The organism is Bradyrhizobium zhengyangense (assembly GCF_022012435.1).
GTDB classification, from domain to species: domain Bacteria; phylum Pseudomonadota; class Alphaproteobacteria; order Rhizobiales; family Xanthobacteraceae; genus Bradyrhizobium; species Bradyrhizobium zhengyangense.
The window spans coordinates 1536768-1550541 of record NZ_JAKLUA010000001.1 but is presented as its reverse complement, the minus strand read 5'-3'; the positions used below and the strand labels follow the sequence as shown (position 1 = coordinate 1550541).

Below are 13774 nucleotides of genomic sequence, written 5' to 3'. Positions count from 1 at the left end.
CCGCTGATACTTCTGGAAGAGGCGATGACTGTCACACTGCACGTCTGCATCACCTGCCGCGCCGGCCAGACGCTGGGCGAAGACGAGACCACGCCCGGCAAGCGCCTGCACGGCGCGATTCTCGAAGCCGGCGTGCCCGAGGGCGTCAGCGTGGTTCCCGTCGAGTGCCTGTCTGCATGCAGCCAGGGCTGCTCGGTCGCGCTCAGCGCGCCCGGTCGCTGGTCCTATGTCTATGGCCGCCTGTCGGATGCCAACGCGCGGGACGTGGTTGCGGGCGCTGCCGCCTATGCTGCCGCGCCCGATGGCCTCGTGCCCTGGCGCAGCCGCCCCGAAATCTTCCGCAAGCAATCGCTTGCGCGCATTCCCCCCATCGCCGTGTTGCCGGAGGCCGCCGAATGAACTCGCTTGCAAAAGTTCCTGTGACCGTGGTCACCGGCTTTCTCGGTTCGGGCAAGACGACGCTGATCCAGCATCTGCTCAGCAATCCCAATGGCAAGAAGCTCGCCGTGCTTGTCAACGAGTTCGGTAGCGAAGGTGTCGATGGTGAGATCCTGAAGTCCTGCGCCGATGAGAACTGCCCGGAAGAGAACATCGTCGAACTCGCCAATGGCTGCATCTGCTGCACCGTTGCCGACGATTTCATTCCGACCATGGAGAAGCTGCTGGCACGGCCAGTGCGGCCCGATCACATCCTGATCGAGACCTCAGGCCTGGCACTGCCAAAGCCGCTGCTGAAGGCGTTCGACTGGCCGGAGATTCGCTCGCGCATCACGGTCGATGGCGTGATTGCGCTGGCCGATGCCGAGGCGGTGGCCGCCGGTCGTTTCGCGCCGGACCCGGCTGCCGTCGAAGCGCAGCGCGCGGCGGATGGGAATCTCGATCACGAGACGCCGCTGTCAGAAGTGTTCGAGGACCAGATCGCCTGCGCCGATATCGTGCTGCTAACCAAGGCCGATCTCGCAGGCGCCGCGGGCATCGAGGCCGCCAAGGCGTTGATCACCGCCGAGATGCCGCGCCGCGTGCCGATGCTGTCGATCACTGACGGTGCCATCGACGCGCGCGTGATCCTCGGCCTCGGCGCTGCCGCCGAGAACGATCTCGCCGCGCGTCCCTCGCATCATGATGGTGAGGACGACCACGAGCACGACGATTTTGCCTCCGTCGTGATCGATCTTCCTGAGGTCACCGACATCGATGTGCTGGTCGCGTCGGTGCAGCGTCTTTCGCGCGAGCAAAACGTGCTTCGCGTCAAAGGCTACATCGCCGTCGCGGGCAAGCCGATGCGGCTGCTGCTGCAAGCGGTCGGTGAACGCGTGCGCCACCAGTTCGACAAGCCCTGGGGTGCAGGCAACAGGCAATCAAAGCTCGTCGTGATCGGCGAGCACGGCGATATTGACGAGGTCGCGATTAGAGCGGGACTGGGAGTCTGATGCACGTCGTCTTCCGCGAGAGCCGCGGTCTCGAGGAGACCACGACGCCAAGGGACATCGGCCAGGACCCGGCCGATCTCGTGGTACTCTCGTTCTCGGATTCCGACCTTGCGGCATTCGCGGCGGGCTGGCGGCGTGGCCAGGACAGCCTGCCGTCGCTGCGGCTCGCCAATCTCGCGGAACTGCGTCATCCTCTCTCGGTCGACACCTATATCGAGCGCACGCTGTCGCAGGCGCGCGGCATTCTGGTGCGCCTCATCGGCGGTGAATCCTACTGGCCATACGGGCTGGCGGCGCTCCAGCAACTGGCCAAAGACCGCAATATCGTTCTCGCCGTGCTGCCGGCCGACGGCCGCGACGACATCAGGCTGGATGCGTACTCGACCTTGCCGGTTTCGACGCTGCGCCGGCTCAAAGCGCTCTGCGACACAGGCGGTCCCGTCGCGGCGCAAGCCGCGATTGCGCAGCTCGCGCTGGCCTCAGGCCTTTATGCCGGGCCTGTTGTCGGCGAGATGAACGTGCCCGAAATGGGCTTTTACGACCCTGCGCGTGGTGTCATTGCCGCGCCGACGCCGCGCGAGCGGAAGCCCCTCACGCTCGTGACGTTCTATCGCTCCTATCTCACGGCTGCCGACACCGGTCCCGTCGATACGCTGATCGCCGCGTTGCGCGAGAAGGGTTTTGACGCCTATGGGGCCTTCGTCACGTCGCTAAAGGCGGCAGGCGTCGGAGATTGGCTTCGCGCGCATCTCGCGCAAAATCCGCCAGCCGCGATCGTCAACGCGACGGCGTTCTCGGCGATGGGCGACGACGGCACGACGCCGTTCGACGCTGCGCCGTGTCCCATCTTCCAGGTCGCGCTCTCCTCGGCGCGGCGCGAGGACTGGGCGGAATCGCTGCGCGGCCTGTCGCCTGGCGATCTCGCCATGCATGTAGTGCTGCCTGAGGTCGACGGCCGCCTGTTCGCCGGCGTGGTGAGTTTCAAGTCGGCCGCGGAACGCGATCCCGATCTGCAGATCTCGCATCTGGCCCATAGGCCGGATGAGGAGCGTGTGAAAGCGGTTGTCGCCCGCGTCGCTGCTTGGCGAAGGCTTGCCTGGAAGCCGGCGGCCGTGAAGCGGTTGGCCATCGTCCTGTCGAACTATCCCGGGCGTCCGCATCAGATCGCACATGCGGTCGGTCTCGATGCGCTGGCGTCGGTCGAAGCGCTGGTGGCCGATCTCGGGGAGGCCGGCTTTGATGTTGCGCCGGTGCATGCACTCGGCGAGACGTTGCTGAAGCAGAAATTGACATGGAGTGTCGCAGACTACCGCGCGGCGCTCTCGCAGCTTCCGCAAGGTTTGCAGGACGATCTCGCGCAAGCCTGGGGCGCGGCGGAGAACGATCCGAGCTGCCGCGATGGCGCTTTCCACTTCGCAGCCATCGCAAGCGGCCGATCGATCATCGCGGTCCAGCCCGAGCGGGGCGATGCGGCGACACGCGATGGCGACTATCACGATCTCGCCCGCACGCCGCGCCATGCCTATGTTGCATTCTATCTCTGGCTCCGCGGGCAGGGGATCGATGCTGTTGTGCATATGGGCGCGCATGGCACGCTGGAATGGCTGCCGGGGAAATCCGTGGCCCTTTCATCCGCGTGCTGGCCGGAAGCGCTGATCGGCGATCTCCCTGTGATCTATCCCTTCATCGTCAATGATCCCGGCGAGGCTGCGCAGGCCAAGCGGCGGATCGGCGCCGCCACCATCGGCCATCTGCCGCCGCCGCTCGAACAATCCGCGATACCGGAAGGCCTTCGCCGGCTCGAACGCCTGCTCGACGAATATTCGACCGCCGATGGTCTCGACCCCGCCCGCCGTCAGCGCCTGATCGCCGCGATCCGCGACGAGGCGCGGGCGGCCGGCCTCGAAGACGATCTTGGTATTGTAGCCTCGGCTGCGCCAGCCGAAGCCATCCCGCGGATCGATCGCTTCGTCTGCGATCTCAAGGAAAGCCAGTTCGGCGAGGGCCTGCACGTGTTCGGCCGCGGGGCCTGTGGCGATGCTGAGCGGGATGCGCTACGCATCGCGCTCGCAGGACAACGCGTGGCGCCGGGCCCGTCCGGCTCGCCCTATCGCGGACGCCAGGACGTGCTGCCGACGGGACGCAATCTCTTCGCCGTCGATCCGCGCGCCGTGCCGACGCCCTCAGCGCATGCGCAGGGCATCAAGCTCGCCGAAGAGCTGCTGCGTCGTCATTTGCAGGATCATGGCGACTGGCCGAACGGCCTCGTGGTCGATCTCTGGGGCTCGGCGACGATGCGCACCGCGGGCGAGGAGTTCGCGATGGCGCTGCATCTGGCCGGCCTCGCGCCGCACTGGGATCATGCCTCCGGCCGCGTCACCGGCTACGACATCATCGCGCCGGCTGAGCTCGGCCGTCCCCGAATCGACGTGACGCTACGCGTATCCGGCCTGTTCCGCGATGTATTCGCGGGCCTGGCGCAATTGTTCGAAGCTGCTTCCGAAGCGCTCGCATCGCGCGAGGAAGAGGGCGACGAAAATCCTTATCGCCATCGCGCTTCCCGTGTGTTCGCGCCGCGCCCCGGACAATACGGCGTCGGCCTTTCGGCCATCCCCGATGCGTTCACATCGGAGACGCGCGATGCGGCCGGCGAAGCCTGGCTATCGGCATCGTCGTGGGCGTTCTCCGCCGATGGCGAGATCAGGCCGGATCGTGCCGGTATCGAGCGGCGGCTCGCGTCTGCCGATGCGTTCGTCCACGCCCAGGATCTACCCGAGACCGATCTATTGCTTGCCGCCGATTATGCCGCGCACGAAGCCGGGGTCGCGGCAGCGGCCACGCATCTCGGCGCATCAGGGCCCTCGCTCTATCATCTCGACACGACGCGCCCCGACGAGCCGCATGCGCGCACACTCACCGAAGAAATTTCCCGCGTCGTCCGTGCCCGCGCCGCCAATCCGGCCTGGATCGCCGGCATGATGCGCCACGGTTTTCGCGGGGCAGCCGAGCTATCAGCGACGCTGGAGCATATGGCCACCTTTGCTCATCTCGCCGGCGCCGTGCCGCCGCATCTGTTCGATCTCTACTATGATGCGACGCTCGGCGACTGCGATGTCCGCGCCTTCTTGGCCCGCGAGAATCCGGCGGCGCTTGCCGTAATGGAAACCTGCTTCACGCGCCTGCACGAGGCCTCGCTCTGGCGGACGCGCCGCAATTCGATTGCGGCGGCGCTGAAGGAGGCGTCATGAGCGCGGCGTCGGTGAAGGGCTGGTGTCCCGGCGCGCTGCGGCCGATGCAATCGGGCGATGGGCTCGTGGTCCGCGTTCGCCCGTTCGGCGGCCGGCTCGATGCCACCCAGATTTCCGGGCTCGCGCATCTCGCCGAGCGCCACGGCAATGGTTTGATCGACGTGACCAGCCGCGCCAATCTCCAGATCAGGGGCGTCAGCGAGGCCAGCCACCGGCTGCTGGTCGACGGGCTCGCACAACTGACGCTGCTCGATCCCGATGCCGAGACTGAATCCCGGCGCAACATCCTGGTCACGCCGTTCTGGCGCGAGGGCGATGAGACCCAGGCGCTCGCCGCCGAGCTCGAAGAGGCATTGGCGGGCTCTGCGCTCGAGCTGCCGACGAAATTCGGCTTCGCCATCGATGACGGCACCTCGCGCGTGCTCGCGGGCAACTCCGCCGATGTACGGATCGAGCGTGACGCAGCCGGCGGCCTCCTCGTGCGCGCAGATGGCGCCGCGCTCGGTCGCAGCGTCGCGCGTGGCGAGGCCGTGAGCGCCGCACTTGCTGTCGCGCACTGGTTCGTCGCATCAGGCGTCAGGGACGGGCGAGGGCGCATGGCAACGCATCTTGCGACCGGGGCAAAATTGCCTGAGGCGCTGCGCGGCGAGGCGGAGCCTGCGCCGATCATGGCCGCGGCGCGTCCTGGCCTCTATCCGCAAGGGGCTATGGTCGGTGTCGCCTTCGGTCAGATGCTGCATACGACGCTCAATCAGCTCTCTGCTTGCGGGCATGCGCTGCGGATGACGCCGTGGCGGATGGTTTTGAGCGAGGGCAAGCGGACGATGCCATCGGCCCCTGGCTTGCTCACGGAGCCTTACGATCCGGCGCTGCGCGTCATTGCCTGCAGCGGCGCACCACGCTGCCGCGAGGCCCATGCCGATACGCGGGGGCTGGCGGCGGCGCTTGCGCAAAACATCGGTGGGGCCGCGCAGCTTCACGTTTCGGGCTGCGCCAAGGGCTGCGCCCATTCCGGCGCGGCCGCGATCACGCTGGTCGCGACGGCCAAGGGATTCGATCTCGTGCGCGGCGGCTCGACGCGCGACGAGCCGATCCTGCGCGGGCTCGACCGCGACGACATCGTTCGCGATCCCTCCATTCTGATGGGAGGGCACTGATGCCGCATATTTACGAGACCGATGGTGCGGCGATCTACCGACAATCCTTTGCCACTATACGGGCCGAGGCCGATCTGGCGCGCTTCACGCCTGAGGAGGAGCAGGTCGTGGTGCGGATGATCCATGCCGCCGGCATGGTCGGCCTCGAGGCACATATCCGCTTCACGCCGGGCATGGCAATCGCCGCGCGCGCGGCCTTGCAGAAGGGCGCGCCGATCCTGTGCGATGCGCGGATGGTGTCTGAGGGAATTACGCGCGCCAGATTGCCTGCGGCAAATGCCGTGATCTGCACGCTTGCCGATGAGACCGTTGCCGCGCTGGCGCGATCCATGCGCAACACCCGCTCGGCCGCGGCACTGGAGTTGTGGCGGCCGCATCTCGACGGCGCGATCGTCGCGATCGGCAATGCGCCGACCGCGCTGTTTCATCTGCTCAACATGCTTGAAGATCGCGACTGTCCGCGGCCGGCGGCGATCATCGGCTGTCCCGTCGGCTTCGTCGGCGCGGCTGAGTCAAAGGCCGCGTTGATGGCTGATCCGCCAGTGCCGGCACTCACCGTTGAAGGCCGCCTCGGCGGCTCCGCGATCACGGTCGCTGCCGTGAATGCACTGGCGAACCGGAGCGAATAGCCATGGGACGCATCATCTGCTGCGGTCTCGGCCCTGGCGATCCTGATCTGATGAGCGTGCGCGCCGATCGCACGGTGCGTGGCGCCAAGCACGTTGCCTATTTCCGCAAGAAGGGTCGGCCCGGGCAGGCGCGGCGCATTGTCGAGGGGATGCTGGCTGGCGACGTCACTGAATATCCCATGGAATACCCTGTCACGACCGAGATTGCCTTCGACAGCCCGGACTATGTCCAGCTTCTCGCCGGCTTCTACGACGAATGGGCGGAGCGCCTGGCGCGGCTTTCGCGTGCCGTCGACGTGGTCGTGCTCTGCGAGGGCGATCCCTATTTTTACGGCTCCTTCATGCACCTCCACACGCGCCTGCAGGGCCGCGTCGAGATCGAGGTGATTGCCGGCATTCCCGGCATGGTCGGCTGCTGGAATGGCGTCGGCCAGCCGATTGCCCTCGGCGACGACGTGACGACGGTGCTGATGGGCACGCTTCCTGAAGCCGAGCTCGAACGCCGCATGCGCGATTCCGATGCGGTTGTGATCATGAAGACCGGACGTAATCTTGCAAAAGTGCGGCGCGCGCTCGCGTCCGCCGGGCGGCTCAACGATGCCTGGCTGGTCGAGCGCGGCACCATGCCGGGCGAGCGCGTCGCGCGGCTTGCGGAGATCGAAGCCGCTGAGTGTCCTTACTTCGCGATCGTATTGGTGCACGGCAAGGGCCGGCTTCCGGACGCCGCCGAATGACGGGCACGCTGACCATCGCGGGCCTCGGCCCGGGTAGCGAGGCGCTGGTGACGCCGGAGGTGTCCGCCGCGCTCGCTGCCGCGACCGATATCTTGGGTTACGCGCCCTATGTTGCGCGTGTGCCGGCGCGACCCGGGCTCACCCTGCATCCCTCCGACAATCGCGAGGAGCTCCAGCGTGCGGCTGAAGCATTAAGGCTCGCGGCCGAAGGCGGCCAGGTCGTTATCGTCTCCTCCGGCGACCCCGGCGTCTTCGCGATGGCCTCGGCCGTGTTCGAGGCGCTCGAACGGGCGCCGCACTATCAGGATCTGCCGATCCGCGTGCTGCCTGGCATCACCGCGATGCTGGCCGCCGCCGCGCGCGCCGGTGCGCCGCTGGGCCATGATTTCTGTGCGATCAATCTCTCCGATAATCTGAAGCCGTGGACGGTGATCGAGAAGCGGCTGCGGCTTGCCGCGGAAGCGGATTTTTCGATTGCGATGTATAATCCGCGCTCGGCAAGCCGGCCGGAAGGATTTGGCCGCGCGCTGGCCGTGTTGAAGGAGGCTGGTTGCGGCGAGCGCCTCGTGATCTTCGCGCGCGCGATCAGCGCTTCCGACGAGAAGATCGCGACCGTGACGCTGAATGACGCGACGCCTGAGATGGCCGATATGCGCACGCTGGTCATCGTCGGCAATTCCCAGACGCGGCGCGTCGGCCACTGGGTCTATGCGCCGAGGCAGGTCCGATGACCGAGCCACTGCATCACCTCAGCGACGCTCTCCACCCGCAGCCGTTCAGGCAGCTTCGGTCGCGAGATCATGATCACGGGCAGGCCGAGGATGCGGGCCGCATCGATCTTGGCGCGGGCGCCGTCGCCGCCGGAATTGCGGGCGACGATCGAGGCGATGCCGCGCGTGCGCATCATCTCCAATTCGCCGTCAAGCGTGAACGGTCCGCGCGATACGATCACATCCGCGGCGAAGGGCAGGGGCGCTTCGGGCGGATCGACGAACCGCAGCGTGTAGGCGTGCTGTGGCTTCGTTGCGAACGGCGCGATGTGCTGACGGCCGATGGCGAGAAACACGTTGGCCGGCGCCTCGGGCAGCGCGGCGGCCGCTGCGTTGACATCGCCGACTTCAATCCAGATGTCGCCGGGTGCTTTCACCCAAGAAGCGCGCTCCAGCGCGATCAGCGGCGTACCGGTCTCCGCGCACGCGTCGATGGCATGACGGCTCATCTCGGCGGCAAAGGGATGCGTCGCGTCGATCACATGGGTGATGCGTTCGCTACGGATATAATCAGCAAGTCCGCTCACGCCGCCAAAGCCGCCGATGCGGGTCGGCAGCGGCTGATCGGCAGGCGCGCGCGTGCGCCCACCGTAGGAATACACCGCATCAATCCCTGCGCGCGCGATCTCCGCGGCGAGCAGGCTCGCATCGGCAATCCCGCCCAGAATAAGGGCGCGCATCATGGCTGATTCCTTGGCTGATCCCTGGCTGACCATCATCGGTATCGGCGAAGATGGCCTTGCCGGGCTGTCGGAAGCAAGCCGAAAGGCGCTTGCTGGCGCGGAAACCGTGTTCGGCGGTGAGCGCCATCTAGCGCTCGCGAATGCGGGGAGCCGTGGCCGCACCTGGCCAGTGCCATTTGATTCTGATGTCGTGCTCAGTTGCCGCGGCCGGCCGACTGCGGTGCTGGCTTCCGGCGATCCCTTCTGGTACGGCGCAGGTGCAGGCCTCGCCGAAAAACTCGGCGGCGGCGAGTGGATCGCACATCCCGCACCGTCGACCTTCTCGCTCGCCGCCGCGCGGCTGGGCTGGCGGCTCGAATCCGTCATCTGCCTCGGTCTTCATGCTGCGCCGTTCGAACGTCTTGTGCCGCATCTGGCGGACGGCGCTCGGATCATTTGTCTCGTGCGAGACGGCAAAGCTGCCGGCGATCTGGCGCGATGGCTGACGGAGCGCGGATGGGGTGTCTCGCCATTCTGGACTCTCGCCGCGCTTGGCGGACCCCATGAAAAAGTCGGCAAGTATCACGCGGAGACCTATACGCGTGCTCCCACTGTAAATCTGGTTGCTGTCGCCTTCGAGGCGAGGGGGGCGGACGGGCTGTCTCGCGGCTCAGGCCTCCCGGACGCTCTTTTTGCCCACGACGGTCAGATCACAAAACGGCCGGTGCGCGCCTTGGCGCTCTCAGTGCTCGGGCCGTGTCCTGGCAGGAGGTTGTGGGACATCGGTGCGGGTTCTGGATCAATCTCGGTGGAATGGGCATTGGGCGGCGGGTCTGCGATCGCTGTCGAGGCGCGCGAGGATCGTGCCGCCAACATCCGCAGCAATGCGGAAGCGTTCGGATTGGAACACAAGATCACGGTCATCGCAGGCACTGCGCCCGAAGCGCTCGCAACCTTGGACGCGCCGGATGCTGTTTTCATTGGTGGCGGTCTCGATCGCGCAATGTTCGATGCCGTCTGGTCGCGACTTGCGCCGGGGACACGGCTGGTTGCACATTCCGTGACGCTGGAGACGGAGGCATTGCTCGGCGAACTGCATCAACAGCATGGCGGCGAGCTGATGCGGGTCGAGATTGCGCATGCCGCTCCGCTCGGCCGTTACCGCGCGTGGGAGACGACGCGTCCGATGGTGCAATGGAGTACGGTCCGATGAAGGTCGCCGGGCTCGGATTCAAGAAGGAAGCGACGCTGGCCTCATTGCGCGAAGCGCTCGTGGCCGCAGGCGGCCCAGGCGGCCTCGCGGCCGTAGCGACCATCAGCGACAAGGCTGACGCGGAGGTGCTGAAGCAGCTGGCGCACGAGTGTGGCGTTCCGATCAAGGCTGTGCCAGCCGACGTGCTGGCATCCATCGAAACGCCGACGCAGTCGAAGCGGATCGCCGAAACGTTCGGCACAGGATCGGTCGCTGAGGCAGCAGCTCTCGCGGCCGCCGGCGTCCGCGCGCGATTGATCGCGACGCGCGCGATCTCGCAGGATCGCACCGCGACCGCCGCGATCGCGGAAGGAGACGGCCCATGACGGTGCACTTCATCGGCGCCGGGCCGGGCGCAGCCGATCTTCTCACGCTGCGGGGGCGCGATCTGATCGCGTCCTGTCCGGTCTGCCTCTATGCGGGCTCGCTGGTGCCCGAGGGCGTGCTGGCGCATTGCCCGCCGGGTGCGCGTATCGTCAACACCGCGCCGCTGTCGCTCGACGAGATCATGGCCGAGATTGCCGCCGCCCATGCCGAGGGCAAGGATGTCGCACGGCTGCATTCCGGCGATCTCTCGATCTGGTCGGCGATGGGCGAGCAGCTTCGCCGTCTGCGCGCGCTCGGCATTCCGGTCACGGTCACGCCCGGCGTGCCGTCCTTCTCCGCGGCCGCCGCGGCGCTCGAAACCGAACTGACACTGCCCGGTCTTGCCCAGTCAGTCGTGCTGACGCGCACACCGGGCCGGGCCAGCGCAATGCCCGAGGGCGAGAAGCTCGCGGCCTTCGCCGCGACCGGCGCCGTGCTCGCCATTCACCTGTCGATTCATCTGCTCGACAAGGTCGTTGCCGAACTCACCCCGCATTATGGCGGGGATTGCCCGGTCGCGATCGTCTGGCGCGCGAGCTGGCCGGACCAGCGCATCGTCCGCGCCACACTGGCAACGCTCGATGCCATTGTAGCTGCCGAGATGGAACGCACCGCGCTGATCCTGGTCGGCAGGACACTTGGCACCGCGGATTTCGACGAGAGCCGGCTTTATGCTGCTGAATACGACCGGCGCTACCGGCCCGTCGGCGCTGAGCCGCGCTTTCCGGAGGCGTCGTGATGGCGGCAGGCCTTGTCATCTCCGCGCCGGCCTCCGGCGTCGGCAAGACCACGCTGACGCTGGCGCTCGCGCGCGCCTGGCGCCATCGCGGCTTGAACGTGCAGTGTTTCAAGAGCGGCCCAGATTATATCGATCCGGCCTTCCACGCAGCCGCCACAGGCCGTGCTTCGGTCAACGTCGATAGCTGGGCGATGGACCGCGCGACGATCGAACATTTGGTGAGCCGTGGCAGCGACGCCGACATCGTGCTCGCCGAGGGCTCGATGGGCCTGTTCGACGGCGTCGCCGCGCGCGGTGTCACCGGCACCGGCGCCACCGCTGATATCGCGGAGATGCTGGGCTGGCCGGTGGTGTTGGTGATCGATCCCTCCGGGCAGGCGCAGACGGCCGCGGCGATCGCCGCGGGTCTTCGCGATTATCGCGCCGGCGTGCGCCTTGCGGGCGTCGTGCTCAATCGCGTCGCCAGCCCGCGTCACGAAGACCTTGTGCGGCGCGCGCTCAACGAGGCCGGCATCGCCGTGTTCGGCGCGCTGCCGCGCCATGCGGAGATCAGCCTGCCGAAGCGGCATCTTGGCCTTGTGCAGGCCGAGGAGCAGGCGGAGATCGGCAAGCTGATCGACGAGGCCGCGCGCTTTGTCTCCGAGCATGTGGATCTCGATGCGGTGCTGCGGTCGGCGACTTCCAGGTCGCCGCAAGGCGTAACGAATGGCCTGAACGTGATGCCGCCCGGCCAACGCATCGCGCTCGCCCGCGATGCCGCGTTCTCCTTCGTCTATCCGCACATGCTGGAAGCCTGGCGCGCGGCCGGCGCGGAGATCTCGACCTTCTCGCCGCTGGCGGATGAAGAGCCCGACGCCAGCGCCGATGTGTGCTGGCTCCCCGGCGGCTATCCCGAGCTTCACGCCGGAAAGATCGCGGCGAACATGCGCTTCCGCAGCGGCCTGCGCGCCTTCGCCGAGACGCGACCGGTGCACGGCGAATGCGGGGGGTATATGGTGCTCGGCACTGCTTTGACCGATGCCGAGGGTATCCGTCATGAGATGACGGGCCTGCTCGGTCTGGAGACGAGCTTTGCCAAGCGCCGCATGCATCTGGGCTATCGCCTTGCCGCGCTCGCGGCGCCGATGCCGGGGCATCAGGTTGGCGCGCGTTTGCGCGGCCATGAATTTCACTATTCGACGATCCTGGCCCAGCCAGACACGCCGCTGGCGGTCGTGCACGACGCAACCGGCGCGGTCATCGCCGAGACCGGCTCGCGGCGCGGCCACGCCACCGGCACGTTCTTTCATCTGATCGCGGAGGACCGGTGAGCGGCTTTGTTTCCTTCGTCTCCGCCGGCCCCGGCGATCCTGAATTGCTCACGCTCAAGGGCGCTGCGCGGCTGCGCGAGGCGGATGTCGTGCTCTATGACGATCTTGCCTCCGGCGCGATCCTCGATTTGGTGCGACCCGGGGCCAACCTCGTCGCTGTCGGGAAGCGGGCAGGGCGGCCGTCGACGAAGCAGCATCATGTCAACCGCCTGCTGGTTGACTACGCAGCCACGGGCGTCCGCGTCGTGCGGCTGAAATCGGGCGATGCCGGCATCTTTGGTCGACTTGAGGAGGAGCTGGAGACGCTGCGCGAGGCCGGCGTCGGCTATGAGATCATTCCCGGCGTCACCTCGGCCTGCGTCGCCGCCGCGCAAGCTGGCATCCCGCTGACACGTCGTCACACCTCGCGCCGGGTGCAATTCATGACCGGTGCCGATGTCACCGGCGAGCTGCCCCCAAATCTGAACTGGACCGCGCTGGCCGATCCCGATGCGACGACCGTGGTCTATATGGGCCGGAGAACCTTTCCGGCGCTGGTCGCGAAGCTGATCGAGCATGGCCTCTCGCCGAGCACGCCGGCATTGTTCGCGGAATCTCTCGGCCGTGCCGATGAGCGCCTGGTCCGCACCACTATTGTCGAGCTGGCCGATCAGCTGAGCCGCGGCGGTGCGGCCTCCACGGCCGCGGTCATCATGTTCGGCGCGCTGGCGGAGGGCGCATCGTCATGATGAAGCTGTCTCTGATCGGCATCGGTTGCGGCGATCCCGCGCAGCTCACGCAGGCTGCGATTGGCGCGATCAACGCGGCAGATCTGGTCCTGATCCCACGCAAGGGCGCCGCAAAATCCGATCTCGCCGATCTCAGGCGAACAATTTGCGCCGATGTGCTCACCAACGCCACCACGCGGATCGCCGAGTTCGATCTTCCTGTGCGTGACGCCAGCGAGGCTGACTACCGCAAGGGCGTGGACGATTGGCACGACGCGGTCGCCGCGAGCTGGTCGCAGACGATCGCCCATCATCTCGGCGGTGAGGGCAAGGCCGCGCTGCTGATCTGGGGCGATCCCTCGCTCTACGATTCGTCGCTGCGCATCGCGCGGCGGCTCAATCCGTTGCCAAACATCGAGGTCGTGCCGGGCATCACCTCGATCCAGGCGCTGTGCGCGGCGCATGCGCTGCCGCTCAACGATATCGGCGAGCCGTTTCTGGTGACGACGGGGCGGCGCTTGCGCGAAGGCGGCTGGCCTCAAGGCGTCGATACCGTCGTTGTGATGCTCGACGGCGGCACGGCGTTTCAGTCGCTGGATCCTGAAGGCCTTCACATCTGGTGGGGTGCCTATCTCGGTATGACCGACCAGATCATTCTGTCCGGCACGCTGGCCGAAGTGGGCTCGCGCATCGTTGCCGCGCGGCAAGACGCGCGCGAGCGTCATGGCTGGATCATGGACAGCTACATTCTCAAGCGCAGGCCATAAGCG

Annotated in this window: 14 protein-coding genes; 13 read left to right on the top strand and 1 reads right to left on the bottom strand. The window is 67.0% G+C overall.

The annotated features are described in order from the left end of the window. The first annotated feature begins 24 nt into the window (after window positions 1-24). From L6637_RS07480 to cobJ, 7 genes are read left to right on the top strand one after another with little or no spacing between them, the layout of a single operon-like run. Entirely contained in the window at window positions 25-399 is a 375-nt protein-coding gene (locus L6637_RS07480) for a DUF1636 family protein (protein WP_237869792.1), read from the top strand. Beyond that, on the top strand, window positions 396-1430 hold the full coding sequence (gene cobW, locus L6637_RS07475; RefSeq protein ID WP_237859120.1) for a cobalamin biosynthesis protein CobW: 1035 nt from the start codon (window positions 396-398) through the stop codon (window positions 1428-1430). Before L6637_RS07480 ends, cobW begins: the two co-directional genes overlap by 4 nt. Beyond that, a complete protein-coding gene (gene cobN, locus L6637_RS07470; RefSeq protein WP_237869790.1) occupies window positions 1430-4678 on the top strand; it encodes a cobaltochelatase subunit CobN in 3249 nt (1082 codons plus the stop codon). The genes cobW and cobN overlap by 1 nt, the downstream gene beginning before the upstream one ends. Beyond that, window positions 4675-5835 carry a precorrin-3B synthase gene (cobG, locus tag L6637_RS07465; protein WP_237869788.1) on the top strand — a complete coding sequence of 387 codons (1161 nt, stop codon included), beginning with the start codon at window positions 4675-4677 and terminating at the stop codon, window positions 5833-5835. The genes cobN and cobG overlap by 4 nt, the downstream gene beginning before the upstream one ends. Further along, on the top strand, window positions 5835-6464 hold the full coding sequence (locus L6637_RS07460; RefSeq protein ID WP_237869786.1) for a precorrin-8X methylmutase: 630 nt from the start codon (window positions 5835-5837) through the stop codon (window positions 6462-6464). Before cobG ends, L6637_RS07460 begins: the two co-directional genes overlap by 1 nt. 2 nt (window positions 6465-6466) lie before the next feature. Beyond that, window positions 6467-7198 (top strand): precorrin-2 C(20)-methyltransferase, encoded by a 732-nt coding sequence (locus tag L6637_RS07455; protein WP_237869784.1) that lies wholly within the window; start codon window positions 6467-6469, stop codon window positions 7196-7198. Then, window positions 7195-7929 (top strand): precorrin-3B C(17)-methyltransferase, encoded by a 735-nt coding sequence (cobJ, locus tag L6637_RS07450; protein WP_237859111.1) that lies wholly within the window; start codon window positions 7195-7197, stop codon window positions 7927-7929. The genes L6637_RS07455 and cobJ overlap by 4 nt, the downstream gene beginning before the upstream one ends. Here cobJ and L6637_RS07445 read toward each other — a convergent pair. Beyond that, window positions 7905-8651 (bottom strand): cobalt-precorrin-6A reductase, encoded by a 747-nt coding sequence (locus L6637_RS07445; RefSeq protein ID WP_237859110.1) that lies wholly within the window; start codon window positions 8649-8651, stop codon window positions 7905-7907. The genes cobJ and L6637_RS07445 overlap by 25 nt on opposite strands. A 10-nt stretch (window positions 8652-8661) precedes the next feature. On the opposite strand from L6637_RS07445, the gene cbiE reads away from it, so the two are divergent. The 6 genes from cbiE to cobF are packed head-to-tail and all read left to right on the top strand — an operon-like array spanning window position 8662 to window position 13771. Then, window positions 8662-9843 (top strand): precorrin-6y C5,15-methyltransferase (decarboxylating) subunit CbiE, encoded by a 1182-nt coding sequence (cbiE, locus tag L6637_RS07440; protein WP_237859443.1) that lies wholly within the window; start codon window positions 8662-8664, stop codon window positions 9841-9843. After that, window positions 9840-10208 carry a cobalamin biosynthesis protein gene (locus tag L6637_RS07435; protein WP_237869782.1) on the top strand — a complete coding sequence of 123 codons (369 nt, stop codon included), beginning with the start codon at window positions 9840-9842 and terminating at the stop codon, window positions 10206-10208. Before cbiE ends, L6637_RS07435 begins: the two co-directional genes overlap by 4 nt. Continuing rightward, window positions 10205-10987, top strand: a complete 783-nt coding sequence (gene cobM, locus L6637_RS07430) for a precorrin-4 C(11)-methyltransferase (RefSeq protein ID WP_237859108.1) — start codon at window positions 10205-10207, stop codon at window positions 10985-10987. The genes L6637_RS07435 and cobM overlap by 4 nt, the downstream gene beginning before the upstream one ends. Next, a complete protein-coding gene (locus L6637_RS07425; RefSeq protein WP_237869780.1) occupies window positions 10987-12297 on the top strand; it encodes a cobyrinic acid a,c-diamide synthase CobB in 1311 nt (436 codons plus the stop codon). Before cobM ends, L6637_RS07425 begins: the two co-directional genes overlap by 1 nt. Further along, window positions 12294-13025 carry a uroporphyrinogen-III C-methyltransferase gene (cobA, locus tag L6637_RS07420; protein ID WP_237869778.1) on the top strand — a complete coding sequence of 244 codons (732 nt, stop codon included), beginning with the start codon at window positions 12294-12296 and terminating at the stop codon, window positions 13023-13025. The genes L6637_RS07425 and cobA overlap by 4 nt, the downstream gene beginning before the upstream one ends. Then, complete coding sequence (gene cobF, locus L6637_RS07415) at window positions 13022-13771, top strand: precorrin-6A synthase (deacetylating) (RefSeq protein ID WP_237869776.1); 750 nt, start codon at window positions 13022-13024, stop codon at window positions 13769-13771. Before cobA ends, cobF begins: the two co-directional genes overlap by 4 nt. Window positions 13772-13774 lie beyond the last annotated feature (3 nt).

Bases quoted from the DNA above. Each gene is read 5' to 3' on its own strand.
- L6637_RS07480 (WP_237869792.1), top strand. From the start codon at position 25: ATGACTGTCACACTGCACGTCTGCATCACCTGCCGCGCCGGCCAGACG.
- cobW (WP_237859120.1), top strand. From the start codon at position 396: ATGAACTCGCTTGCAAAAGTTCCTGTGACCGTGGTCACCGGCTTTCTC.
- cobN (WP_237869790.1), top strand. From the start codon at position 1,430: ATGCACGTCGTCTTCCGCGAGAGCCGCGGTCTCGAGGAGACCACGACG.
- cobG (WP_237869788.1), top strand. From the start codon at position 4,675: ATGAGCGCGGCGTCGGTGAAGGGCTGGTGTCCCGGCGCGCTGCGGCCG.
- L6637_RS07460 (WP_237869786.1), top strand. From the start codon at position 5,835: ATGCCGCATATTTACGAGACCGATGGTGCGGCGATCTACCGACAATCC.
- L6637_RS07455 (WP_237869784.1), top strand. From the start codon at position 6,467: ATGGGACGCATCATCTGCTGCGGTCTCGGCCCTGGCGATCCTGATCTG.
- cobJ (WP_237859111.1), top strand. From the start codon at position 7,195: ATGACGGGCACGCTGACCATCGCGGGCCTCGGCCCGGGTAGCGAGGCG.
- L6637_RS07445 (WP_237859110.1), bottom strand. From the start codon at position 8,651: ATGATGCGCGCCCTTATTCTGGGCGGGATTGCCGATGCGAGCCTGCTC.
- L6637_RS07435 (WP_237869782.1), top strand. From the start codon at position 9,840: ATGAAGGTCGCCGGGCTCGGATTCAAGAAGGAAGCGACGCTGGCCTCA.
- cobM (WP_237859108.1), top strand. From the start codon at position 10,205: ATGACGGTGCACTTCATCGGCGCCGGGCCGGGCGCAGCCGATCTTCTC.
- L6637_RS07425 (WP_237869780.1), top strand. From the start codon at position 10,987: ATGGCGGCAGGCCTTGTCATCTCCGCGCCGGCCTCCGGCGTCGGCAAG.
- cobF (WP_237869776.1), top strand. From the start codon at position 13,022: ATGATGAAGCTGTCTCTGATCGGCATCGGTTGCGGCGATCCCGCGCAG.